The organism is Aliiroseovarius sp. S2029, assembly GCF_023195575.1.
In the GTDB taxonomy this organism is placed as follows: Bacteria; Pseudomonadota; Alphaproteobacteria; order Rhodobacterales; family Rhodobacteraceae; genus Aliiroseovarius; species Aliiroseovarius zhejiangensis.
On the sequence record NZ_JALPQE010000001.1, the window covers coordinates 782,888 to 804,407 of the forward strand.

Below are 21,520 nucleotides of genomic sequence, written 5' to 3' on the forward strand. Positions count from 1 at the left end.
CACAACGAAAGTCGCACTTGTGGACGCACACGCAAAAGGAGATTAGCAAATTACTTCGCATTTTGCAAACCCACAACGCAGGGGTGAGCAGATGATTCTCGACTATCTTGCTCGATTTTTGGGGCGGAACCCACTAAGCAGTGATCAAAAAGGAGGCCGTATGAAAACCTTTCTTGTCACTGATTTCGACCACCCCGCACAGTTGACCGAAATTCCCACTCCCACCCCGACACAGGGGCAGGCCTTGGTGGACATTCGGGCCTGCGGCTTGAACTTCGCCGATCTTCTTATGACGAAAGGCAAGTATCAGGAGACCCCCACCCCACCCTTTTCACTTGGGATGGAACCAGCAGGGATCGTCACCGCCCTTGGGCCGGACACGGACGGACCTGCACCGGGCACACGGGTCGTCGCCTTTTCAGGGCAAGGCGGGTTGGCAGAGCAAGGCGTGTTCGATGCGGCCCGCTGCCTGCCCCTGCCCGACAACATGAGCTTTGAGGACGCGGCTGCCTTTCAGGTCGCCTATGGCACCAGCCACATGGCGCTGGATTACAAGGCGCGTCTGCAACCGGATGAAACCTTGGTCGTCCTAGGCGCCGCTGGTGGGGTTGGCCTGACCGCCGTCGAGGTGGGCAAGGTCATGGGCGCACGCGTCATCGCCTGCGCGCGCGGCGCGGACAAGCTGGAGGTCTGCCGCCGTGCGGGTGCGGATCACCTGATCGACACCGACACGCAGGACATCCGGGACGAGATCAAGGCGCTGGGTGGGGCGGACGTGGTCTATGACGCGATCGGTGGCGATCAATTCAACGCAGCCTTCCGTGCCTGCAACCCGGATGCCCGGATCCTGCTGATCGGATTTGCCAGCGGTGATCTGCCTGATGTGCGCCCCAACCACATGCTGGTCAAGAACATCACACTGATCGGGTTCTATTGGGGCGGCTATCTGGCCTTTCGGCCTGAGCCGCTGATCGACAGCCTGCGACAATTGTTGGCATGGTATGGCGAGGGCAAGATCAGGCCCCATGTCAGCCACACCCTGCCACTGGATCGCGCGGACGAAGCGCTGGACCTGCTCAGGCAGCGCAAATCGACGGGCAAAGTCGTCGTCACCATGTCGCCATCGACCTAGAGCGCGGCAAAGGCGCGACGGATCATCGACAGAAGGTCCTGCATCGCCTGCCCGCCCGTATTGTTCGCCGCATACATATTCACGCAGGTCATTGCCAGGTCGGGCAGTGCTCCGCCATGGTCAATCTGTTCCAGAAATGGCTGGACGGTGCCATCAATCACGGCATGCACCGCCAGATCGGCAGACAACGAGGCTTCGATGGTGCGGGTCGAGTCGCCATCCACGCCCATTTCCCATTGGATATTCGCGGCGTTCAACGCCTTTTGAACCCCTTTGCGAAAGATGCAGTTGCGTTCAAAGGCAAGGCGCAGGGGGCGGGTGCGCCAGGCTTGACCGTTTGGTGCCCCGACCCAGACCAGCGGCAGCTCGGCCAGGGTTTCCGCGCCTGCGTCCTTCTCTTCTTCGGTGGTCAGAGTGATGTCGCATTCGCCGCGCGCGAACATGGATTTCAGGCGGCTGGTATAGGACGAAATCAGTTGAACGCGCATACGCGGATATTCGGCGTGAAACTGCTTCAGAACCGAAGGGATCGCAGGATAAACCACGTCAGACGGCACCCCCAGTACGATTTCGCCCTCATAGGCGTGATCGGTCAGGCGGGAATAGACCTCGTCATTCAGACGCATCATGCGACGTGCATAGCCCAGAAGCTGTTCACCATCGGCCGTCAGCGACACGCCACGCCCCGACCGATCCAGCAGCGGGCGACCCAGATTATCCTCGAGCCGCTTTAGCTGCATCGACACGGCGGACTGGGTCAAATGCAACAGGCCCGCCGCCCGCGTCACACCGCCCGCATCCGCCACGGTGACAAAACTGCGCAGGGCTGTCAGGTCAAGATTTCGGGGCATATCACACCTCTTGATATATGAACGCAAAAACATTCATTTTACTTATTGATCGGGAAGCAGCATAACCATCACGAACGGTGATGCAACGCCAATAAATTATGTATTTCAGCGAAGGAGATCCGAGATGTCTGCTGTAATCTGCACCAACACCCCCACCATCAAACGCGCGTTTTCGCCGCTGTCCTGGCTGATTCATGCGTTCGAGGTCCAACGCGAGCGTCGTGCCCTGGCCGATCTGGACGCGAACATGCTGAAAGATATCGGTCTGACACCGGATGCGGCATATCGCGAAGCGCATCGTCCGCTCTGGGATATTCCGACCCACTGACCGGATACCTGATCTTTCTGATCAAGCTCTCCTATTCCTCTTGAAATGCAGCCCGCCCTTGCCGATATTAAGGCCAAGGGCGGTTTCCGTTTGGGGCTCGCCAGTTGTGATTTTCTGGAGGTCTAAATGGCTCAATATGATACGGTTCGTGCAGGTGTAGGCACCCGCGCGGCAATCGACGAAGGGCTTCGCGCCCACATGAACAAGGTCTATGGGCTGATGTCCATGGGCCTTCTGATCACGGCGTTGGCAAGCTGGGCCATTGCCGGTCTTGCTGTAACGACGGATCCGACAGGTGCCTCCGCTGCCATCAGCGAAGGCAAGTATCTGACCGGTTTGGGCGAGGCGATCTATCTGTCGCCGCTGAAATGGGTTGTCATGTTTGCCCCGCTGGCGATGGTCTTTGCCTTCGGCGCTGCGATCAACCGCCTGTCCGCCGCTGGCGCACAGTTGTTTTTCTATGCCTTTGCCACGCTGATGGGTCTGTCGATCAGCTCGATCTTCCTGGTGTTCACCGGCGTGTCGATCGTGCAAACCTTCCTCATCACCGCCATCGCCTTCGCGGGTCTGAGCCTTTACGGCTACACCACCAAGCGTGACCTTGGCCCGATGGGGGCGTTCCTGATCATGGGTCTGATCGGCCTGATCGTCGCCTCGATCGTGAACATCTTTGTCGGAAGCTCGATGCTTCACTTCGCGATCTCGGTGATCGGTGTGCTGATCTTTGCCGGTCTGACGGCCTATGACACGCAGAAGATCAAGACCGACTACATTGCCCACGCTCAGGCGATGGACAGCGAATGGTTGGCGAAATCCGCGATCATGGGGGCATTGAACCTGTATCTGGACTTCATCAACCTGTTCATGTTCCTGCTGCAATTCCTGGGCAATCGTGAGTAATCTCTGACCCATACGATCAAGGGGCCGGTCAACATGACCGGCCCTTTTTTTGGTTACACGCATACGCCCCATGAACCGATATTTCGAGACCATCATCAAGCTCGTGCTCAGCCCGTATCTGGCAACACAAGCCTTGAAAGTTCGCAAAATGGCGAAGATCCTGCCGGACCCGCCCGGGCATCGGAGCGGAGAGACAGGCACCGGGCCAACCCTGACCCTGATGATCGTAGGCGACAGTTCGGCGTCAGGTGTCGGTGCGCCGCACCAATCCCTGGCCCTGTCCGGACAGATGGTGCATGTTCTGGGCGGCTCGTACCATGTAAAATGGCGCGTCATGGCGCGGTCGGGCGCCACCTCCTGCACCGTGCGGCCGATACTGAAATCGCAGGATCCGCAAAAGACCGATGTGGCGCTTGTGGTTCTGGGGGTCAACGACGTGACCAGCCAGATGCCGCTAAACCGTGTTCTGTCCTGCCGCGCCGAGCTTTACACCATGCTGTTCGAAAGCTGGCAGGCGAAACGCGTCATTGCCACCGGCGTACCTCCGATTGACAAGTTTCCACTTCTACCCAACCCGTTGCGATGGGTTTTGGGACTGCAAGCGCGCCGTTTTGACAAGGCGCTTGCCGAACAGGCCGGATCCATGGGCGTGGAGTACATGCCGTTCGACGTGCCATTGACGCCCGAGATGATGGCCGAGGATGGCTTCCACCCCGGCCCGAATGCCTATGCCCTGCTGGGACACAAGATGGCCGCGCAAATCATGCATCGCTGACGCCCGCGGTCGCACCACGCCCCATCCCAATATATCGGCACAACAAAAAAAGGCCGCGCATTCCGGCGCGGCCCCTTTTCGTTCAAGGTCACAAGATCTTACTTGATCTTGCCTTCCTTATACTCAACGTGCTTGCGTACAACCGGGTCGTATTTCTTCACGACCATCTTCTCGGTCATGGTGCGAGCGTTTTTCTTGGTCACATAGAAGTGGCCGGTATCCGCGGTCGAGTTCAGGCGGATTTTAATCGTGGTCGGCTTCGCCATGTCGTCAGCTCCTCATCGGGTGGGCGCACCCCGCCCGGGTAAATCTCTGGAACCCGCCTTTTAGCGCCATTGGCCCCCGAGTCAACAGGCAATCGGCAAAATTGCACCTGTTCTGCAGGGCGTCGCCACAGGCGGCGGAAACGATGCGCGGATGGCCTGTAAGCCGGATTCTGTCCGGGTGTTGCCACCCTGGATGACCATTCCTCTAGGATGCCTGTTACCAGGCACCTCAAGCTGCCAACCCGGATCTGCTCGGGCCAAGACACCCCTGGGGTTGCCCCCGCGCGATCCCTATTTGGCATTGCTCCTGGTGGGGCTTGCCGTGCCGCCCATGTTGCCAGGGGCGCGGTGGGCTTTTACCCCACCGTTTCACCGTGACCCGCGACAGGCGCGGGCCGTCTGTTTTCTGTGGCGCTTTCCCTCGGGTTTCCCCGGCCGGGCATTACCCGGCACCATTGCCTTGTGGAGTCCGGACTTTCCTCGCGTCACGCAGGGGCACGCCCCTCCAGTCACCCGCGGTCATCCAGCCATCCGCGCAACGCCGGAGTTAGAGAAGCGCAGCCAATGCGTCAAGAGAGCGAAGGCGGAAGGGGCGCTGCCCCCGCATGAATTTCCGGCGGAAACTCATGCTCCCCCGGGATATTTCAGACAAGAAAATGCGAAACTTTGGGAAGGGCCGCGAAATCCTCTTTTGACAAAGGGCCGTTGCCCCACGGGCGGTGACGCAGGCGCACGGCGGTAAGCAGCGCGGTGTCGTCGATGTCGGTTGGATAGCCCAGCTTGGCTGCGCAGCTGCGGAAGGTTTCGATTGCGAGGTCGTCAATCGGTTCAGACGTGCCCGAGCGTGCAACAAGCCCCTGTCGCGCCAGGCGCGCCCAGTCAAAGCGCGGGCCGGGATCTGCTTTGCGCCCCGGGGCCATGTCGCTGTGACCAATGATGCCCTCGGGCGCAATGTTCCATCGCTGCATGATCTCGGGCAACACGGTTTCAAGCGTCGACATCTGCGGCTCTGAAAAGGGTGAGGCACCGTCATTGTCCATTTCGATGCCGATCGAACGGGAGTTGATGTCATCCATCCCCCCCCAAGTCCCTGCACCCGCATGCCACGCCCGCATGTCTTCTTGAACCATCTGAAACAGCCGTCCGTCGCGATGGATCAGATAGTGCGCGGACACCTCGTGCTCAGCGGCGCAGAGCCGGTTCAGCGCCTCGTCCGGGTCCGCCATCGCGGTGTAATGCAGGACGATCAAAGATGGCACCAACCCGTCCCGTCGCGGGCCGAAATTCGGGGACGGACGGGACGTGATCTGCACCTATTCGCTCGCGACGGTTTCGTCCGAGATGTTCAACGTGTCGCCCGGAAGCGGGGCCGGATCGGGCAGGACCGTCGTGTTGGCCGGCGCCGTCGTGCCGGGTGTGCTGTCGGTCGTAATGCCAACAGCCTCCAGGTCGGCTTTGCTGATACCGGAATCCTCGACCACTGTTTCTTCTGCGACTGCACCACGGGCCGTACGGAACGGGGCCGGATCCCAGCCGCAGGCAAATCCGTCGCCATCCGGATCCAACCCGTGCCGGTCGCGGTTCGGGCCACCAGCCTCAAGAAACGCGATCTGTGCGAAATCGGCCGAGGTATAACGGGCGCAATTGCGCTCTGCCCGCGCCTCGCCCGACAAGGCCGAGCGGGAATAGATCGACTGTCCCACAGTGTTGGTGGTCGACAAGGCATATTTTACCACCGATACATCAGAGCCAATGGGCCTGTCCGGCACGGCCACAACCTCGGCCTGCTGATAAGCCGCCTGGTAATTCTCAATGCGTTCCGCATCGCTTTCGATGCTTTCACGCGCCGCCACAGCGCTGAAATCCTGTTCATCCGAGATACCGGGCGCAGCGGCAGCGGCGCTGTCCTGACCCCCGTCAAGCGATTGACTGGTGACGGAACTGCCTTCGATCATCGCCGACAAGGGCGCGCCCGACACGGTCTCGGCGCGCGGCAGGGCGGTGTCCGGCGACCGGCTGTCGGGGGCATTGCTGACACAGGCAGACAGTGATGCAACAGCAGCAAACCCAATGAAGTACCGCATGAAACCCTCTTTCTGGCAGTTCAATTGTATAACCCGCCTGCGTTACCACCATTTTTGCGGCTTTGCCACAAATCCTGCACGTGCTTCGACCTCGTGAGCGATATTCAGCAAATCGCCCTCTTCCCACGGACGCCCGATCAGTTGCAACCCAAGTGGCAGGCCCTGCGCGTCCAGCCCGGCAGGAACCGAGATGCCCGGAAGCCCCGCAAGGTTCACGGTGACTGTGAAGACGTCGTTCAGATACATCTTGACCGGATCGGCATTTTCCATCTCGCCCAACCTGAAGGCGGCGGAGGGCGTGGCAGGCGTCAGAATCGCGTCGATCCCTTGCGCGAACACGTCATCAAAGTCTTTCTTGATCAGCGTGCGGACCTTGCGGGCGCGGTTGTAATAGGCGTCATAGAAACCCGCCGACAGAACGTATGTGCCAACCATCACACGGCGTTGCACTTCGTCCCCGAAGCCTTCGGCACGGGTCTTTTCATACATTTCGGTGATGCCATCGCCCTGCCCCAGCTTGGCGCGGTGACCATAACGCACCCCATCATAGCGGGCGAGGTTCGATGACGCTTCAGCCGGTGCGATCACGTAGTAGGCTGGAAGCGCATATTTCGTATGCGGCAGCGAGATATCGACGATCTCAGCGCCCGCGTCGCGCAGCATGTCGGCGCCCTTGGACCAAAGCGCCTCGATCTCGTCCGGCATCCCGTCCATGCGGTATTCCTTGGGGATACCGATTTTCTTACCCTTGATGTCGCCGGTCAGCATCGCCTCGAAGTTCGGCACAGGAATATCTGCACTGGTCGAATCCTTGGGATCATGGCCGCACATGGCTTCCAGCATGATCGCCGCATCGCGCACCGATTTGGTCATCGGCCCAGCTTGGTCCAACGAAGACGCGAAAGCCACAACACCCCAACGCGAGCAACGGCCATAGGTAGGCTTGATACCGGTGATGCCGGTAAACGCGGCGGGCTGGCGGATGGACCCACCCGTGTCCGTGCCGGTGGCGGCAAGGCACAGGTCAGCGGCCACAGCGGACGCAGACCCACCGGACGACCCGCCCGGTGTCAACTTGCGGTCGTCGATTTTCCACGGGTTCACCGCGTTGCCATAAACGCTGGTTTCGTTCGACGACCCCATTGCAAACTCGTCCATGTTCAGCTTGCCCAACATGACGGTGCCATTATCCAGAAGGTTCTGGCTGACGGTCGATTCGTATTCCGGGACGAAGCCTTCCAGAATCCGGCTGCCCGCCTGCGACGCCACGCCCTTGGTGCAGAACAGATCCTTGATACCCAAGGGAATGCCACACATATCCGGCGCGTCGCCTGCCTTGATGCGTGCGTCAGCCGCCTTGGCCTGTTCGCGTGCCAAATCGGGGGTGTTGTGGACAAACGCACCCAAAGCGCCCGCGCCTTCAATCTCAGACAGACATGCCTCGGTCAGCTCCACGGAGGTCAGATCGCCCTTACGCATCGCATCACGCGCGTCCGCAATCGTCAGTTTGTTCAGCTCAGCCATTATTCCACCACCTTCGGAACCGCAAAGAAGCCTTCGCGCGCGTCGGGCGCGTTGGACAAAACTTTCTCGGGCATATTGCCATCCGTCACCACGTCTTCGCGACGTTTCAGGCGCATCGGCGTGACCGAGGTCATGGGCTCGACGCCCTCCACATCCACTTCGTTCAACTGCTCGATAAAGCCGAGGATCGCGTTGAAGTTTTCGGCAAGCTCTGGCAGGCGGTCGTCTTCGACCTTGATGCGGGCCAGATGCGCAACCTTGCGCGCGGTTTCGATGTCGATCGACATGGGTGGCTCCCGTCTGTGTTTCGCCAGATCGTTTAGCGCGCACATGGCCCGCCCGCAAGCCATGTGCGTGGGGTTGCGGCACTGGCCCACGGGTGACAGGCGCGGTTTTGCTGTTACTCTGCCCTCAACCGACCAAAAAAGGAGGCTTCCATGAAAATCACGTTCCTTGGACATTCCGGCTTTCGGATCGAAATCGAAGGCGCCGTTCTTCTTGTCGATCCCTGGCTGATCGGCAACCCGTTGTTTCCCGAAGACCGCCGGGAAGAGGCGACCGAGGGCGCGACCCATATCCTGATCACGCACGGGCATGGGGATCACGCGTCGTCCACACTCACGATTGCGCGCGAGAAAGGCATTCCGGTTGCCGCGATCCATGAACTTGCCACCTTCTGGGGCAATGAAGACGGGATCGAGACGCTGGGATTTGGCAAAGGCGGCACCATCGACCTGAATGGCGCGAAGGTGACGATGGTGAACGCCTCGCATTCATCGACCCTCGACCATCTGGGCGGTGATCGCCTTCTACATGCGGGTTCTGAAGCCGGATTCATGATCGCGGGCGAAGGTCATGTGATCTATCTGTCCGGCGACACCGACATCATGGCGGATATGGAGTGGATGGGCGATCTGCACAAACCGGATATCGGCATCCTGTGCGCGGGCGGCCATTACACGATGGACATGGCGCGGGCCGCCTATGCCGCAAAGCGGTATTTCGATTTCGACACGGTGATTCCCTGCCACTACAAGACCTTCCCGGTGCTGGCACAGTCGGCGGATGAGTTGATCGAAGCCCTGCCGGATGTGAACGTGATCGAACCGGAGGTCTTAAAGACCATCACCATCTAGGCGTCATCGCCGGGCGGCAAAAAAATCCTTCAAGATACACTCGGCCTCATCCGCGCCGATGCCGTCATAGACCTCGGGGACATGGTGGCATTGCGGGTGCGTGAATATCCGCGCGCCATGCGCGACCCCGCCCGACTTCGGGTCCGCCGCCCCATAGTAAACCCGGCGAATGCGCGCGGCCGACATGGCGGTTGCGCACATCGCGCAAGGCTCTAGCGTCACATAAAGGTCGTGATCGGGCAGGCGTTCGGACCCGGCCTGCGCACAGCCTTCGCGGATGACAAGAATTTCGGCGTGGGCGGTGGGGTCATTCAACTCGCGTGTCCGGTTGCCAGCCGCCGCGATGATTTCGCCAGCTGGCGACACCAGCACCGCTCCCACAGGCACCTCGCCCCGCGCAGCGGCGGCGCGGGCTTGGTCCAGCGCGGCATCCATATGGCTTTTGAAACGGCTCATGCCCCCTTTTGCCCCGGACCAGAACACTTGCCAAGGCTTCCCCTTTGCCCCGCCCCGCGCTATGCGAAAGCATGACAGACAAAAAACGCCCCCCCGTTCCCAAATCGGCCCGCAAGCCAGCACCAAAAAAGCCGGACGCCGCGACGGCTGATCCGTCGAAAGGCGACCGCATCGCCAAAGTTCTGGCCCGCGCCGGTGTTGCCAGCCGCCGCGAGGCCGAACGCATGATTGAAGCGGGCCGGGTGACGGTAAACGGCACCGTGATCGACAGCCCCGCCCTGAATGTCACGCCGCGCGATGAAATCCTGTTTGACGGCGCACCGCTGGCCGACCCTGAACCGCCGCGCATGTGGCTTTACTACAAACCCATCGGCCTTGTGACGACGGAACGCGACGAAAAGGGGCGCGACACGGTGTTCAACAACCTGCCCGACGACCTGCCCCGCGTGGTCAGCGTCGGGCGGCTTGACCTGAACTCCGAAGGTCTGTTGCTCTTGACCAATGACGGCGAGGTGAAGCGCAAGCTGGAACTGCCGTCGACCGGGTGGTCACGCAAATACCGCGTGCGGGTGAACGGGCGTCCGACCGAGGACACATTGGCCCCGGTGCGCAAGGGCATCACCATCGACGGCGAGAAGTTTCAGCCAATGTCCGTGTCGCTGGACCGCCAACAGGGGGCAAACGCGTGGCTGACCGTCACCCTGCGCGAAGGAAAAAACCGCGAAGTCCGCCGCGCGATGGAGGCTGTGGGGCTGACCGTCAACCGCCTGCTTCGTGTCAGTTACGGCCCCTTCCAACTGGGCGAGTTGAAACCCGGCGAGGTCGAGGAAATCCGCCAGCGCGTGGTGCGTGACCAGTTGGGGCTGGAGGGTGCGAAACCCGCCCCGGTGCGCAAACGCAACGAGATACCGCGTGGCAAAAATGGCAGCAAACCGGGCGCCAAGCCCGCCCACAAGGGCGGTCGACCCGGTGGCAAACGGTCTGGCGGACAACCGCAGGGGCGATCGGGTCCGCGCAAAAGCTGACCAAACGGCGCGCTAGAACAGCGATCCTTGATCCGGCGCGTCGTTCTTGGGCTTCGGTGTCCGAGCCGGTGCAGCAGGTTTTGCCGCCCCATCGCCGCTGACGGCCAACCGCCCGTCGGCAAATTCAATCTCAAGCGCCTTGGCCTTTGCCGCGGCAACCTGCGTCGTCACCACATCCCCGTCGCCCCGCACCACCGCATAGCCGCGCTTCAACGTCTCGGTATAGCCCAGCGTCTGGCGCATCCGCTCAAGACCAGACAGGCGGTCGCGATGCGATTTGGTATTGGCGCGAAAAGCACGGTCCAGACGGTCGGACAGGTTTGCCATCTCGGTGGTGCGGCGCTTGTTGGCGTCGGTGATGCGGCCCGGGTCCAGCCTCGCCCCGGCCATCTTCAACCGCTCGTGCATCGGCTGAAGCCGCGCGGTCAGAACACGAGGACGCAGACCGGCGGATGCCTCGGCCAGTTTCACACGGCGCGATTGCGCGACATGGCGCAGGGCATTGGGCAGCTTGTGGCTGGCCGTATCCAGCCGCTGGCGCGGGTTGTCCAACAACGCGTCGGGTCGTGGCAGCGCGCGGGCCAAGTCGCGCAGGCGCTGGCCGCGTTGCGTCAATGTCTGCTCCAGAGATCGGGTCAGGCGGGTGCCTTGTTCCTCGGTCCAGGCCAGCAGTTCCAACCGCACCGGCACGGCATGTTCCGCTGCCGCCGTCGGCGTCGGTGCACGCAGGTCGGACACGAAGTCGATCAGAGTGGTGTCCGTTTCATGCCCAACAGCCGAGATCAGCGGAATGTCTGACGCGGCGGCGGCGCGCGCGACGATTTCTTCGTTGAAGCCCCACAGATCCTCGATCGAGCCACCACCACGCGCAACGATCAGCAGGTCAGGGCGGGGCAGCGCACCGCCCGGCGACAACCGGTTGAACCCCTCAATCGCGGCAGCCACTTGCGGTGCGCAAGCCTCGCCCTGCACGGCCACCGGCCAGATCAGCACCTTACGCGGAAAGCGGTCGCGCAGACGATGCAGAATATCGCGGATCACGGCACCGGAAGGCGAGGTGACAACCCCGATCACCTCGGGCAGGAAAGGCAGCTTTTTCTTGCGTTCGGGCGCAAAAAGCCCTTCCGCCGCCAGTGTTTTCTTGCGCTTTTCCAACATCGCCATCAACGCGCCTTCGCCCGCGACAACGACATCATCCACGTTGAGCTGATATTTCGACTGGCTGCCAAAGGTGGTCAGCTTGCCGGTGACGATCACCTCCATCCCCTCCTCGGGGCGGATCGACAAGCGGCTGACCTGCCCTTTCCAACTGACCGCGGCCAAGACTGACCGATCATCCTTCACGTCGAAATACAGATGGCCCGAGCGCGCCAACATCACGCGCCCGACCTCGCCCCGCACGCGCACGCGGCCAAAGGCGCCTTCGATGGTTTTCTTAACGGCACCCGATATTTCCGAAACGGTGAACTCGGGCGCGTTCTGGCCGGGGGTGGGGTCGTCAATCAGGTCGGACATGATGCCTCGGTTCTTGTGCATTGCTCCCCGCGACCTTAGAACGCCGGTGACAGAAGGCCAAGCGGGGGACGAGCCATGAACATCCTTATTCTGGGCAGCGGCGGGCGCGAACATGCGCTGGCATGGGCGGTGATGCAGAACCCGAAATGCGACCGGCTGATCGCCGCCCCCGGCAATGCAGGCATGGCACAGATTGCCGAATGCGCGGCGCTGGACATCGAGGATGGCGACGAAGTGGTGACGTTTGCGCAGCAAAACACCATTGATTTCGTGATCATCGGGCCGGAAGCACCCTTGGCCAAGGGGGTCGCGGACCGCCTGCGCGAGGCGGGTGTGAAGGTGTTTGGCCCATCTGCCGAGGCAGCGAAGCTGGAGGCATCCAAGAGCTTCACCAAGGAAATCTGTGACGCCGCAGGCGCACCCACCGCTGCCTATGGTCACTTTACTGACGCTGACGCCGCCAAGGCCTATATTCGCAAGCAGGGTGCTCCGATTGTTGTCAAGGCCGACGGGCTGGCGGCGGGTAAGGGTGTGATCGTCGCGATGGACGAGGCGACCGCGCTGGACGCCATCGACGACATGTTCGGCGGCGCGTTCGGCGGCGCGGGTGCAGAAGTCGTGATCGAGGAGTTCATGGAAGGCGAAGAGGCGTCCTATTTCATCCTCTGCGATGGCAAAACCGCCCTGCCCATCGGCACCGCGCAAGACCACAAGCGTGTGGGCGATGGCGACACCGGGCTGAACACCGGCGGCATGGGCGCTTATACCCCCGCCCCCGTCCTGACGGACGAGATCGCCGCCCGCGCCATGCGCGAAATCATCGAGCCGACTGTGGCTGAAATGGCCAAGCGCGGCACGCCCTATCAGGGGGTGCTATACGCAGGTTTCATGATCAAGGACGGTCAGGCACGATTGGTGGAATACAACGCGCGTTTCGGCGACCCGGAATGTCAGGTGTTGATGATGCGCTTGGGTGCGCAGGCGCTGGACTTGATGCTGGCCTGCGCGGAAGAGCGGTTGGACGAGGCACAGGTGAACTGGGCTGATGATCACGCGATCACGGTGGTGATGGCAGCCAATGGCTATCCCGGCGCCTATCAGAAGGGGTCGGTGATCAATGGGCTGGACGACCTGCCCGAAGATTCACAGAACATGGTCTTTCACGCCGGCACGACGGAAGTCGAGGGCAAGATCACGGCGACCGGCGGGCGCGTTCTGAACGTGACAGCGCGCGGCGACAGCTTGCAAGAGGCGCGCGACCGCGCCTATGCGATGATTGACAAGATCGACTGGCCCGAGGGGTTCAATCGCAATGATATCGGCTGGCGGGCGCTTTAACAGCCAAGGCGCGCCGAAAGGCTGTCCGGGCCCGTATAGGGGCCGACATTGGTCAGTTTCAGCTCTCCGCCATCCAGACGGGTTTCAATGACGCGCGACCAGTTGGCGCTTGCGGTCACGATCACTGGGGCTGTGTTAATGCAGTCGCGTACACCCCCTTCGATCACCGGGCTGCCAAACTTGTGATTGGTGATCCCGCCGACAGTGGCAAGATCGGTGAATCTATACCCTTCGGCACCGGGGTGGACCGTTACCAGCGTCAACCTGCGCGCCAGATGCGGTCGGTCAACAAAGGCGATTTCGTCCAGCCCGTCGCCATTGAAATCGGCAATCCCGGCAATGGCCAGCCAACGGTGTCGGCTGCCAATCGGCGTGTTGGCGCCGCGCAAGGACAGCTTACCATCCTGCCACCCATAGACGCGGATCATCGCGCCCACATCATCGCCGCTGAACACGGTCACAACCTCGGTCGCGCCGTCGCCGTCGAAATCGTGCAGGCGCGGCCTTGTATCCTCGAACACACCGCCGTGCACATGCACAAGCGCGTGTGCGCCATCGGTCAATGTCACTTCAAGCGCGCCATATTCACCACCGGGAACAGCCCCGTGACCATAGCGATCGGTCGGGTCAACATAACGGGCCTGCGTGATCTGAGCCGCGGCGGGCGCGGCAAGGCAGCAGAATATCAGCGCCGCCCGCAGAGCCATCATCAGATCTGTTTTTTAGGCAGATGCACCACCAGTCCGTCAAGATCATCCGTGACCTTGAGCTGACAGGTCAGGCGCGAACGTTCGGGATCAGGCTCATAGGCGAAGTCCAGCATGTCTTCTTCCATCGCATCCTTCGCAGGCACCTTATCGACCCATGCCGCATCGACATAGACATGACAAGTCGAACAGGCGCAGGCACCGCCGCAATCCGCTTCGATCCCCGGCACGTTATTGTCACGCGCGCCTTCCATCACGGTCAAACCGTTTGCCACATCCACGACGTGCTGTGTTCCGTTATGCTCGATATAGGTGATCTTTGCCATCGGGCGCCTCCTGTTCATGCTCGGATCGTTCTAGACAAGGCAAATAGGCAAGGCCAAGAGGATTTGCCAGTCAAGACAGCCTGATGTTGTGGAAAATGTGGCTTTGCGTCGCAACGGCATCGCAACAGCGGTGTATCCACGTGAAACCAACCCGAAACGCATCGTTGCATCCGGGTCAGATCTACGCAGTGATTTCCTGAGTCAGAACGGGTTGGACATGAACCCGGCAATGGCGGTGGTGACAGGATCGTCCTGCATGATCCACGCCCCGGCCTGTTCAATCATCGTCCCCTGTGCCAGTCGGTCAACGCGATCATTATAGTTGATCACACCAACCTGGCTGAACAGAAAGCCCTTGAACAACATGAACCCGACAACCGTCAGGATCAGCCCCTTGACCGGAAACCCACGGCGCAGTTTGGGCTTGCTGGGCACCAAAAGCCCATCACGTTCGACCAGTTGAACATAACCTTGCGACAGTCGACGGTGCTGACGGCTAATTCCGCGCACCCGTTTCTGAAAGTCTTGAACTTGTGCATCAGTCACTTTCAATACCCTCCCGAACAAATAAAATTTAAAATACACCCAGATCAGAATATGGCAAAAAAGTGTTTCTGGCTAGAAATCTGTCAAATTTTCGGTGAAAAAGGCTAAGTTTTTTCAAGAACCAGTGTCGTCCAGTCAACAATTTCGGTACGATCGACCAGATTGAACCCGTTCTGGATATAAACCGAGATCACTTCGTCCGCTTGCGGGTTCAGAATACCCGACAGAATCGCATAACCCTTGGTAGAAAGGTGTTTCGCCATATCCGGGGCCAAGCCGATCAGTGGACCTTTCAGAATATTTGCAAAAACCAAATCGAAGGGGGACGCTTCCTGAAGGGCGGGCGCGTTGAACCCGGCCGCTTCGACACAGTTGACACGTTCCTCCAGATTGTTGGCGGCGACATTCGCCTTGGCCACATCGACGGCCACCTGATCAATATCGCTGGCCAGGACCGGATTGGGCCAGACGCGCGCCGCCGCCATGGCCAAAACCGCAGTCCCGCAGCCAATATCGACAACGTTCTTTCCAACAAATCCCTTTTCCACCAACCTGTCCAGTGCCTTCAGGCAGCCCAGCGTTGTGCCGTGATGCCCGGTGCCGAAGGCCATCGCGGCCTCGATCAACAGGGCAATCTTTCCGTCCGGCACCTGATCGGCGTCATGGCTGCCATGCACAAAGAACCGCCCCGCCTCGACCGGAGACAGTTCACGGCGCACATGGGCGACCCAGTCGACCTCGGGCAATTGCGAAACGGTGAAATCCCTTGCGTTGTGCATCGCGGACAGAAGGGCCAGCCCGGCAGCGTCCGGTTCTTCGGTGAAATAGCCGCCGACCTCCCATATGCCGCTGCCATCTTCGACCTCGAACACCCCGACACCGGTCGGTTCGGGCGTCAATGCCTCCATCGCCACACCCAGGGCTTCGGCGGCGTCCTGGCCTTTCAGGGTGGTAAGAGCGGTCCATGTCGGCATGAGAGCATCCTTTCTGATGACACAATCGGCCTAGCGAGACGTGCGTGCCCGGTCAACCTCAACCAGCGCCACAAACGCCGGGCTATTCGGCCACCTGTGGCAGCGGGCGCGCAAACACCGTCTCGTTGCCCTTCGCGGGATGGCGCGGGATCAGAAGCGACAGCATCAAGGACACACAGGCCATACCCGCGGCCAAGGCAAAGACACCGCCCGGCGACACGACCCACAAATACCCCAAAAGCGCGGGCAGAAAGACCGCCGCGATATGGTTGATGGTGAAGGCCACGGCGGCTGTCGGGGCAATATCCTGCGGGTCCGCAATCTTCTGGAAGTAGGTTTTCAATGCAAACGCCAGAGCAAAGAACAGGTGATCCAGCACGTAAAGCGCCGCCGCCAAAATAACCCCCCAGCCGAAGTAGTAAATACCGCCATAGGCAAGGAACACGCAGATCAGTCCCGTGTATTCAAAGACCAAAGCACGGCGCTCGCCCCACTTCGCAACTGCCTTCCCCATCAGGGGTGCAAAGAAGATGTTGGCCAGATAGTTGATCAGGAACAGCGCCGTGACCTCGTGCACCTCGAACCCGAAGCGTTCCACCATCATGAACGCCGCAAACACAGTAAAGATCTGGCGCCGCGCGCCGGACATGAATTGCAGGGCATAATACAACCAGTAACGGCGGCGCAGCACGAACTGCTTCAGCTGCGGCTCCGGGCTTTCAAACTGAGGATAGGCAAAGAACGCGAACACCGCGATGGCCAACGTCGTGCCACCCGCGATCATATAGACAAGGTTGTAGCTCAGATCGAAGGTTTTCCAGGTCAGCACCAGCAAACCATAGCTGAGCAGCGCCGCCGCCGACCCAATGGACATGATCCAACCCAGCATCTGGGGCGCGCGTTTCTTGTCGATCCACTGAAGCTGAAGCGACTGGTTGACCGTCTCGAAATAGTGGAACCCGATCGAAGACAGCATCGTGATGGTCAGGATGCCGCCAAAACTCGGAAACCAGGCCGTGATCGCCGTCGCGGCCCCCAAAAGACCCAGCGCCACGATCCCCAACACCTGCTCACGAAACAACATCAAAAGGGCGATCACCCCGATAGCCAGAAACCCGGGGATCTCGCGCACCGTGTGCAACCAGCCGATCTCGACCCCGGTGAATCCTGCAGCCTCGATCACGAAGTTGTTCAAAAGCGCCGACCAGGTGAAAAATGCAATCGGCATCCCCGCCGCCATCAACATCAAAAGAAAGATGGGGCGCCGCCAGAACGGCAGGGTCCGGGCTTGGTCCAGGGTCAGGATCTGGTGTCTCATGCCCTCGCCTTACGCCTGTTTCTCCTGGTTGGCGAGATCAAAACGCATTCACCCAAGCGTATATGTTTATGATATATGTCAAGGCAGACACGCCCCACCTCCGGTATACCGACCGCCATTCAAAAGGAAACCACATGGACATCGTGCCCCTGATTGACCGTATCGGAGAAGCCCCGACAGCCGCCCTGTTCGGGTTGATCACCGGTATTGTCTTTGGCGTCGCAGCCCAACGGTCGCGGTTTTGCCTGCGCGCGGCCACGGTCGAATTTGCCCGCCGCAGGATGGACAGCTCGGTCGCGGTGTGGCTGCTGACCTTTTCAACCGCGCTGGTCTGGGTGCAGGGCGCAACTCTTCTGGGCCTGATGAGGCCCGAAGATGCGCGCATGATGGCAGTGACCGGAACGTGGTCGGGTGCGGTGATCGGCGGTCTAATGTTTGGTGTCGGCATGGTGTTGGCACGCGGCTGTTCGGGCCGACTGCTGGTGCTGGCCGCAACGGGTAACCTGCGATCTGTGGTGTCTGGACTGATCTTCGCAGTAGTCGCGCAGATGAGCCTGCACGGCTGGCTCGCCCCCACCCGCGACAAACTCGCCCGGCTGTGGATGACCGATGGCGGGACGAATGTGAACCTGATGAACGCACTGGGTGTTCCAAATTGGTCCGGGCTTGTGCTTGGCCTCCTGACCGCCGTGCTTGCCATCTATATCGCACGCCGCTCTGGAATAGGTTATAAACGGCTGGTCTTTGGATCCGGCGTGGGATTTGCCGTCGCGCTTGGCTGGGTGCTGACCTATCAACTGTCACTGGCCGCATTCGAACCTGTATCCGTCACCTCGGCCACATTCTCGGGCCCGTCTGCAAATACGCTCATGTTCTTCCTGATCCCCGACCCGGTGCTGGAATTCGACGTGGGGCTGGTGCCCGGTGTCGTCATCGGTGCCTTCGCCGCCAGCTGGCTGAACGGCGAGTTCAAGTTCCAGGGCTTCGAAGGCGAGGCGAACATGCGCCGCTCCATGTTCGGGGCGGTCCTGATGGGCTTCGGCGCGATGCTGGCCGGCGGCTGTGCGATCGGGGCGGGCGTCACCGGAACGTCTATCTTCGTCGGCACTGCATGGCTTGCCCTGGTCTGCATGTGGATAGGCGCTGTGCTCACCGATACGCTGGTGGATCAGCAGGGCCCTGTGGGTGTGGCGGCGGAGTAAGGGGCGCTGCCCCTCGCCTTTTACAAGGCTCACCCCGGGATATTTGAGACAAGAAAAAGCAGGAAAGTCGCGCCTTTTTCTTGTCTCAAATATCCTGGGGTGAATTGCCCCCAACGGGGGCAAGAGGGGCAAGGCCCCTTTTTGCTGACATTTCTGTCAATAGAAACTCTGCGGATCAATATCCACGGACACGCGCAAATCTCCTTTGATCTGGAACTGCGCGAGCCACCTTTTCAACGCGGCCTGAATGGGCGCTGTCTTCTCGGCTTTGACCAGAAGGCGCACACGGTGGCGGCCGCGCACGCGGGCGATGGGGGCCGGGGCGGGTCCGAAAAGCTGTGCGCCGATCTGGGTCAGTGGATCGGACCTGCGGGCCATTTCCGCACCCAGGTCAAACACCGCCTGGATGTCCGGCGAGGACAGGACAATCCCGGCCAGACGCCCATAAGGCGGCACCCCGGCGGCTTGGCGTTCGCCTGCCTCGGCCTTCCAGAATTTTTCTTCCTCGCCCGCCAGTATCGCGCGGATTACGGGGTGTTCGGGCTGAAAGGTCTGCAAAAGCGCAACACCGGGTGTTTCCATCCGCCCGGCGCGCCCAGCGACCTGACGGATCAATTGAAACGTCCGCTCGGCGGCACGCAGGTCGGACCCTTGCAGGCCAAGATCGGCGTCGATCACCCCCACAAGCGTCAACTTGGGGAAGTTGTGACCCTTTGCCACCAGTTGCGTGCCGATGATGATGTCGGCACCCCCGTCCGCAATCAGTTCAATCTGTTCCTTCAGCGCACGGGCTGACCCGAACAAGTCCGACGACAGCACCGCGACGCGGGCATCGGGGAAACTTGCCCGCACTTCTTCGGCCAGTCGCTCGACACCGGGGCCGACCGGGGCCAGCTTACCTTCCACCTCGCAGTCCGGGCAGGCCTCGGGCATCGGTTTCGTCTCGCCGCATTGGTGGCAGACCAGACGTTTCTGAAACCGGTGTTCCACCATCCGCGCGTCGCAGTGATCACAGCCGATCTGATGCCCGCAGGCGCGACAGATCGTGACCGGCGCATAGCCACGGCGGTTGATGAACAGAAGCGTCTGTTCGCCCTTGGACATCCGCAAGGTGACGGCGGCTTTCAATGTGGGCGAGATCCAGCTTTGCGAGGGCAAATCCTCTTGCCGCATATCAATCGCGCGCATGTCGGGCATGACGGCGGGCCCATAGCGGCTGGTCAGGTCGATACGTTTGTATTTGCCCGCCTCGCAATTGGCCCATGTTTCCAGCGATGGGGTAGCGGACGCCAAAACCACCTGCGCGTCACAGATCGAGGCCCTTAGCACCGCCATATCGCGCGCTGAATAAAGCACACCGTCTTCCTGTTTGTAGGAACTATCATGTTCTTCGTCCACGATCACCAGCCCAAGGTCGCGGAACGGCAGATAAAGAGCAGATCGCGCACCGACGACAAGCGATGCCTCCCCCTGCCCGACCATGCGCCAGCAGCGGCGGCGTTCGGTCATGGTGACGCCCGAATGCCATTCGGCAGGGCGCGCGCCGAAGCGTTCTTCGACCCGTTTCAGGAACTCGGCGGTCAGCGCGATTTCGGGTAAAAGCACCAGCGCCTGACGCCCCTTGCGCAAACAGGCGGCGACGGCTTCCAGATACACCTCGGTCTTGCCCGCGCCCGTGACCCCACGCAAAAGCGTCGTGCCATAGCGGCCCGCGCGCACGCCGTCGGTCAGTTGCTTGGCGGCGGCGGCCTGTTCTTCCGTCAACTCTTTTCCCGGCAGGTCCGGGTCCAGCCGGGGATAGGGCATGTCGCGTGGCGTATCTTCTTCCCGGATCGCGCCCAGCTTCACCAGCCCTTTGACGACCGACCCACTGACCCCCGCCAGATCGGCCAGTTCTTTCTGCGTAAACCCCACACCGGGCTGATCCATCAGCACGTCCATCACCTTGGCGCGCGCATCGGTCAAACGGTTCGGGCGATGCCCCGACGCCTTCAGCACCTTCCGCATCGAGGGCGGATCGGACAGCCCCGGCGCACGGGTGGCAAGGCGCAACATCTGGCTCATTGGGGTCAGGGTGTAATCGCCCACGCGGGTCAGAAACTCGGCCATCTCAGTACGCATCGGGGCCACGTCCAGCACACGGATCACCGACCGCAGCTTCGAGGCATCAAAACCGCCTTCACCCGGCCCCCAGACAACACCCAGTACCTTGCGCGGGCCAAGCGGTACCTCGACAAACGCACCTTGCACGCAGCCACCTTCAGGCGCGCGATAGGTCAGGATACGATCCAGGGGCTGCGCGGTCAGAACACCCACGCGCGCGCCTGTCTGAAAGTGCTGAATATCGCTCATTTCGTCCAAATCCCCTTCATCGCGCGCACCATAGGGGCTTTCTGCCCGCGCGCCCATGGGGTATGAGAGCGCAAACGCTCAACAGCTGCAGGAGCCGCGCTTATGAAATTCTTTGCTGACACCGCCGATATCGACGCCATCAAGGAACTGAACGACGTCGGGATGATCGACGGTGTGACCACCAACCCCTCGATCATCAAGAAATCGGGGCGTGACATCCTGGAGGTGACCAAGGAGATCTGCGACATCGTGGATGGTCCTGTCTCTGCCGAAGTCACGGCCATCGACGCTGAGAAAATGATCGCCGAAGGCCGCAAACTGGCCAAGATCGCGGATAACATCGCGGTCAAGGTGCCGCTGACCTGGGACGGGTTGAAGGCCTGCAAGACCCTGACCGACGAAGGTACCATGGTGAACGTGACGTTGTGCTTTTCGGCCAACCAGGCGCTTTTGGCCGCCAAGGCCGGAGCGACCTTCATTTCGCCTTTCATCGGACGTCTGGACGACATCAACCTCGATGGGTTGGAACTGATCGAGGACATTCGCACCATCTATGACAACTACGGGTTCGAAACGCAGATTCTGGCGGCCTCGATCCGGTCGGTCAACCATATGAAAGATTGTGCGTTGGTCGGGGCCGATGTGGCCACCGCGCCGACCTCGGTCATTCAGGCGATGGCAAAACACGTGCTGACCGACAAGGGGCTGGACGCGTTTTTGGCCGATATCAAGGCCGCAGGTATCAAGATCCTGTAAATCAGGCAC

General features: G+C 60.8%; 23 protein-coding genes and 1 other RNA gene. 9 read left to right on the forward strand and 15 right to left on the reverse strand.

Annotated features, from left to right (window positions below):
• The first annotated feature begins 160 nt into the window (after positions 1–160).
• Complete coding sequence (locus tag MUY21_RS03850) at positions 161–1,132, forward strand: NADPH:quinone oxidoreductase family protein (protein WP_248409047.1); 972 nt, start codon at positions 161–163, stop codon at positions 1,130–1,132.
• Here the strand turns inward: MUY21_RS03850 and MUY21_RS03855 are convergent.
• A complete protein-coding gene (locus tag MUY21_RS03855; protein ID WP_248409048.1) occupies positions 1,129–1,983 on the reverse strand; it encodes a LysR family transcriptional regulator in 855 nt (284 codons plus the stop codon). The genes MUY21_RS03850 and MUY21_RS03855 overlap by 4 nt on opposite strands.
• Before the next feature lie 124 nt (positions 1,984–2,107).
• On the opposite strand from MUY21_RS03855, the gene MUY21_RS03860 reads away from it, so the two are divergent.
• The 3 genes from MUY21_RS03860 (at position 2,108) to MUY21_RS03870 (ending at position 3,986) form a co-directional block, all read left to right on the forward strand.
• On the forward strand, positions 2,108–2,311 hold the full coding sequence (locus tag MUY21_RS03860; RefSeq protein WP_248409049.1) for a DUF1127 domain-containing protein: 204 nt from the start codon (positions 2,108–2,110) through the stop codon (positions 2,309–2,311).
• 126 nt (positions 2,312–2,437) lie between these two features.
• Entirely contained in the window at positions 2,438–3,211 is a 774-nt protein-coding gene (locus tag MUY21_RS03865; protein ID WP_248409050.1) for a Bax inhibitor-1/YccA family protein, read from the forward strand.
• Between the two features lie 70 nt (positions 3,212–3,281).
• The gene (locus tag MUY21_RS03870; protein WP_248409051.1) at positions 3,282–3,986 is read left to right on the forward strand and encodes an SGNH/GDSL hydrolase family protein; all 705 of its coding nucleotides are present in this window, start codon (positions 3,282–3,284) and stop codon (positions 3,984–3,986) included.
• Between the two features lie 98 nt (positions 3,987–4,084).
• Here the strand turns inward: MUY21_RS03870 and rpmG are convergent, their stop codons facing one another.
• From rpmG to gatC, 6 genes are all read right to left on the reverse strand, one after another.
• Positions 4,085–4,252, reverse strand: coding sequence for a 50S ribosomal protein L33 (gene rpmG / locus MUY21_RS03875; protein ID WP_008034579.1), 168 nt, complete (start codon positions 4,250–4,252; stop codon positions 4,085–4,087).
• Positions 4,253–4,395: 143 nt separating this feature from the next.
• Positions 4,396–4,787, reverse strand: an RNA gene (gene rnpB, locus MUY21_RS03880) — RNase P RNA component class A.
• A 109-nt stretch (positions 4,788–4,896) separates the two neighbouring features.
• Positions 4,897–5,511: an N-acetylmuramoyl-L-alanine amidase gene (locus MUY21_RS03885; protein WP_248409052.1), complete on the reverse strand. Its 615-nt coding sequence runs from the start codon at positions 5,509–5,511 to the stop codon at positions 4,897–4,899.
• A gap of 54 nt (positions 5,512–5,565) precedes the next feature.
• Entirely contained in the window at positions 5,566–6,336 is a 771-nt protein-coding gene (locus MUY21_RS03890) for a hypothetical protein (RefSeq protein WP_248409053.1), read from the reverse strand.
• A gap of 42 nt (positions 6,337–6,378) precedes the next feature.
• Entirely contained in the window at positions 6,379–7,860 is a 1,482-nt protein-coding gene (gene gatA / locus MUY21_RS03895; RefSeq protein WP_248409054.1) for an Asp-tRNA(Asn)/Glu-tRNA(Gln) amidotransferase subunit GatA, read from the reverse strand.
• Positions 7,860–8,147 (reverse strand): Asp-tRNA(Asn)/Glu-tRNA(Gln) amidotransferase subunit GatC, encoded by a 288-nt coding sequence (gene gatC / locus MUY21_RS03900; protein WP_191286528.1) that lies wholly within the window; start codon positions 8,145–8,147, stop codon positions 7,860–7,862. The genes gatA and gatC overlap by 1 nt, the downstream gene beginning before the upstream one ends.
• Positions 8,148–8,297: 150 nt before the next feature.
• Between gatC and MUY21_RS03905 the strand changes: the two genes are divergently transcribed.
• Complete coding sequence (locus MUY21_RS03905) at positions 8,298–8,996, forward strand: metal-dependent hydrolase (RefSeq protein ID WP_248409055.1); 699 nt, start codon at positions 8,298–8,300, stop codon at positions 8,994–8,996.
• A 3-nt stretch (positions 8,997–8,999) separates the two neighbouring features.
• Here MUY21_RS03905 and MUY21_RS03910 read toward each other — a convergent pair whose 3' ends face one another.
• A complete protein-coding gene (locus MUY21_RS03910) occupies positions 9,000–9,452 on the reverse strand; it encodes a nucleoside deaminase (protein ID WP_248409056.1) in 453 nt (150 codons plus the stop codon).
• A gap of 71 nt (positions 9,453–9,523) precedes the next feature.
• Between MUY21_RS03910 and MUY21_RS03915 the strand changes: the two genes are divergently transcribed.
• Positions 9,524–10,477 carry a pseudouridine synthase gene (locus MUY21_RS03915; protein ID WP_248409057.1) on the forward strand — a complete coding sequence of 318 codons (954 nt, stop codon included), beginning with the start codon at positions 9,524–9,526 and terminating at the stop codon, positions 10,475–10,477.
• 12 nt (positions 10,478–10,489) lie between these two features.
• Here MUY21_RS03915 and xseA read toward each other — a convergent pair whose 3' ends face one another.
• Positions 10,490–11,992, reverse strand: coding sequence for an exodeoxyribonuclease VII large subunit (gene xseA, locus MUY21_RS03920; RefSeq protein ID WP_248409186.1), 1,503 nt, complete (start codon positions 11,990–11,992; stop codon positions 10,490–10,492).
• A 75-nt stretch (positions 11,993–12,067) separates the two neighbouring features.
• Between xseA and purD the strand changes: the two genes are divergently transcribed.
• A complete protein-coding gene (gene purD, locus MUY21_RS03925; RefSeq protein ID WP_248409058.1) occupies positions 12,068–13,330 on the forward strand; it encodes a phosphoribosylamine--glycine ligase in 1,263 nt (420 codons plus the stop codon).
• Here the strand turns inward: purD and MUY21_RS03930 are convergent.
• The 5 genes from MUY21_RS03930 to MUY21_RS03950 all read right to left on the reverse strand — a co-directional run bounded on the left by MUY21_RS03930 (position 13,327) and on the right by MUY21_RS03950 (position 17,201).
• Positions 13,327–14,040, reverse strand: a complete 714-nt coding sequence (locus MUY21_RS03930; RefSeq protein ID WP_248409059.1) for a VCBS repeat-containing protein — start codon at positions 14,038–14,040, stop codon at positions 13,327–13,329. The two genes, purD and MUY21_RS03930, sit on opposite strands and share 4 nt — an antisense overlap.
• Complete coding sequence (locus MUY21_RS03935) at positions 14,040–14,363, reverse strand: 2Fe-2S iron-sulfur cluster-binding protein (protein WP_248409060.1); 324 nt, start codon at positions 14,361–14,363, stop codon at positions 14,040–14,042. The genes MUY21_RS03930 and MUY21_RS03935 overlap by 1 nt, the downstream gene beginning before the upstream one ends.
• 201 nt (positions 14,364–14,564) lie before the next feature.
• Positions 14,565–14,909 (reverse strand): hypothetical protein, encoded by a 345-nt coding sequence (locus MUY21_RS03940; RefSeq protein ID WP_191286536.1) that lies wholly within the window; start codon positions 14,907–14,909, stop codon positions 14,565–14,567.
• A gap of 104 nt (positions 14,910–15,013) precedes the next feature.
• Positions 15,014–15,883, reverse strand: coding sequence for a 50S ribosomal protein L11 methyltransferase (locus tag MUY21_RS03945; RefSeq protein WP_248409061.1), 870 nt, complete (start codon positions 15,881–15,883; stop codon positions 15,014–15,016).
• Between the two features lie 82 nt (positions 15,884–15,965).
• Complete coding sequence (locus tag MUY21_RS03950; protein ID WP_248409062.1) at positions 15,966–17,201, reverse strand: MFS transporter; 1,236 nt, start codon at positions 17,199–17,201, stop codon at positions 15,966–15,968.
• A gap of 134 nt (positions 17,202–17,335) precedes the next feature.
• Here MUY21_RS03950 and MUY21_RS03955 point away from each other — a divergent pair, with 134 nt between their 5' ends.
• Entirely contained in the window at positions 17,336–18,403 is a 1,068-nt protein-coding gene (locus MUY21_RS03955) for a YeeE/YedE family protein (protein ID WP_248409063.1), read from the forward strand.
• Between the two features lie 156 nt (positions 18,404–18,559).
• On the opposite strand, the gene MUY21_RS03960 is transcribed toward MUY21_RS03955, so the two are convergent.
• On the reverse strand, positions 18,560–20,755 hold the full coding sequence (locus MUY21_RS03960; protein ID WP_248409064.1) for a primosomal protein N': 2,196 nt from the start codon (positions 20,753–20,755) through the stop codon (positions 18,560–18,562).
• 102 nt (positions 20,756–20,857) lie between these two features.
• Here MUY21_RS03960 and fsa point away from each other — a divergent pair, with 102 nt between their 5' ends.
• A complete protein-coding gene (gene fsa, locus MUY21_RS03965; protein ID WP_248409065.1) occupies positions 20,858–21,511 on the forward strand; it encodes a fructose-6-phosphate aldolase in 654 nt (217 codons plus the stop codon).
• The last annotated feature ends 9 nt before the right edge of the window (positions 21,512–21,520 follow it).

What these genes read in the sequence shown, in the direction of transcription:
- MUY21_RS03850 (WP_248409047.1), top strand. Translation starts at nt 161, where the DNA reads ATGAAAACCTTTCTTGTCACTGATTTCGACCACCCCGCACAGTTGACC.
- MUY21_RS03855 (WP_248409048.1), bottom strand. Translation starts at nt 1,983, where the DNA reads ATGCCCCGAAATCTTGACCTGACAGCCCTGCGCAGTTTTGTCACCGTG.
- MUY21_RS03860 (WP_248409049.1), top strand. Translation starts at nt 2,108, where the DNA reads ATGTCTGCTGTAATCTGCACCAACACCCCCACCATCAAACGCGCGTTT.
- MUY21_RS03865 (WP_248409050.1), top strand. Translation starts at nt 2,438, where the DNA reads ATGGCTCAATATGATACGGTTCGTGCAGGTGTAGGCACCCGCGCGGCA.
- MUY21_RS03870 (WP_248409051.1), top strand. Translation starts at nt 3,282, where the DNA reads ATGAACCGATATTTCGAGACCATCATCAAGCTCGTGCTCAGCCCGTAT.
- rpmG (WP_008034579.1), bottom strand. Translation starts at nt 4,252, where the DNA reads ATGGCGAAGCCGACCACGATTAAAATCCGCCTGAACTCGACCGCGGAT.
- MUY21_RS03890 (WP_248409053.1), bottom strand. Translation starts at nt 6,336, where the DNA reads ATGCGGTACTTCATTGGGTTTGCTGCTGTTGCATCACTGTCTGCCTGT.
- gatA (WP_248409054.1), bottom strand. Translation starts at nt 7,860, where the DNA reads ATGGCTGAGCTGAACAAACTGACGATTGCGGACGCGCGTGATGCGATG.
- gatC (WP_191286528.1), bottom strand. Translation starts at nt 8,147, where the DNA reads ATGTCGATCGACATCGAAACCGCGCGCAAGGTTGCGCATCTGGCCCGC.
- MUY21_RS03905 (WP_248409055.1), top strand. Translation starts at nt 8,298, where the DNA reads ATGAAAATCACGTTCCTTGGACATTCCGGCTTTCGGATCGAAATCGAA.
- MUY21_RS03910 (WP_248409056.1), bottom strand. Translation starts at nt 9,452, where the DNA reads ATGAGCCGTTTCAAAAGCCATATGGATGCCGCGCTGGACCAAGCCCGC.
- MUY21_RS03915 (WP_248409057.1), top strand. Translation starts at nt 9,524, where the DNA reads ATGACAGACAAAAAACGCCCCCCCGTTCCCAAATCGGCCCGCAAGCCA.
- xseA (WP_248409186.1), bottom strand. Translation starts at nt 11,992, where the DNA reads ATGTCCGACCTGATTGACGACCCCACCCCCGGCCAGAACGCGCCCGAG.
- purD (WP_248409058.1), top strand. Translation starts at nt 12,068, where the DNA reads ATGAACATCCTTATTCTGGGCAGCGGCGGGCGCGAACATGCGCTGGCA.
- MUY21_RS03930 (WP_248409059.1), bottom strand. Translation starts at nt 14,040, where the DNA reads ATGATGGCTCTGCGGGCGGCGCTGATATTCTGCTGCCTTGCCGCGCCC.
- MUY21_RS03935 (WP_248409060.1), bottom strand. Translation starts at nt 14,363, where the DNA reads ATGGCAAAGATCACCTATATCGAGCATAACGGAACACAGCACGTCGTG.
- MUY21_RS03945 (WP_248409061.1), bottom strand. Translation starts at nt 15,883, where the DNA reads ATGCCGACATGGACCGCTCTTACCACCCTGAAAGGCCAGGACGCCGCC.
- MUY21_RS03950 (WP_248409062.1), bottom strand. Translation starts at nt 17,201, where the DNA reads ATGAGACACCAGATCCTGACCCTGGACCAAGCCCGGACCCTGCCGTTC.
- MUY21_RS03955 (WP_248409063.1), top strand. Translation starts at nt 17,336, where the DNA reads ATGGACATCGTGCCCCTGATTGACCGTATCGGAGAAGCCCCGACAGCC.
- MUY21_RS03960 (WP_248409064.1), bottom strand. Translation starts at nt 20,755, where the DNA reads ATGAGCGATATTCAGCACTTTCAGACAGGCGCGCGCGTGGGTGTTCTG.
- fsa (WP_248409065.1), top strand. Translation starts at nt 20,858, where the DNA reads ATGAAATTCTTTGCTGACACCGCCGATATCGACGCCATCAAGGAACTG.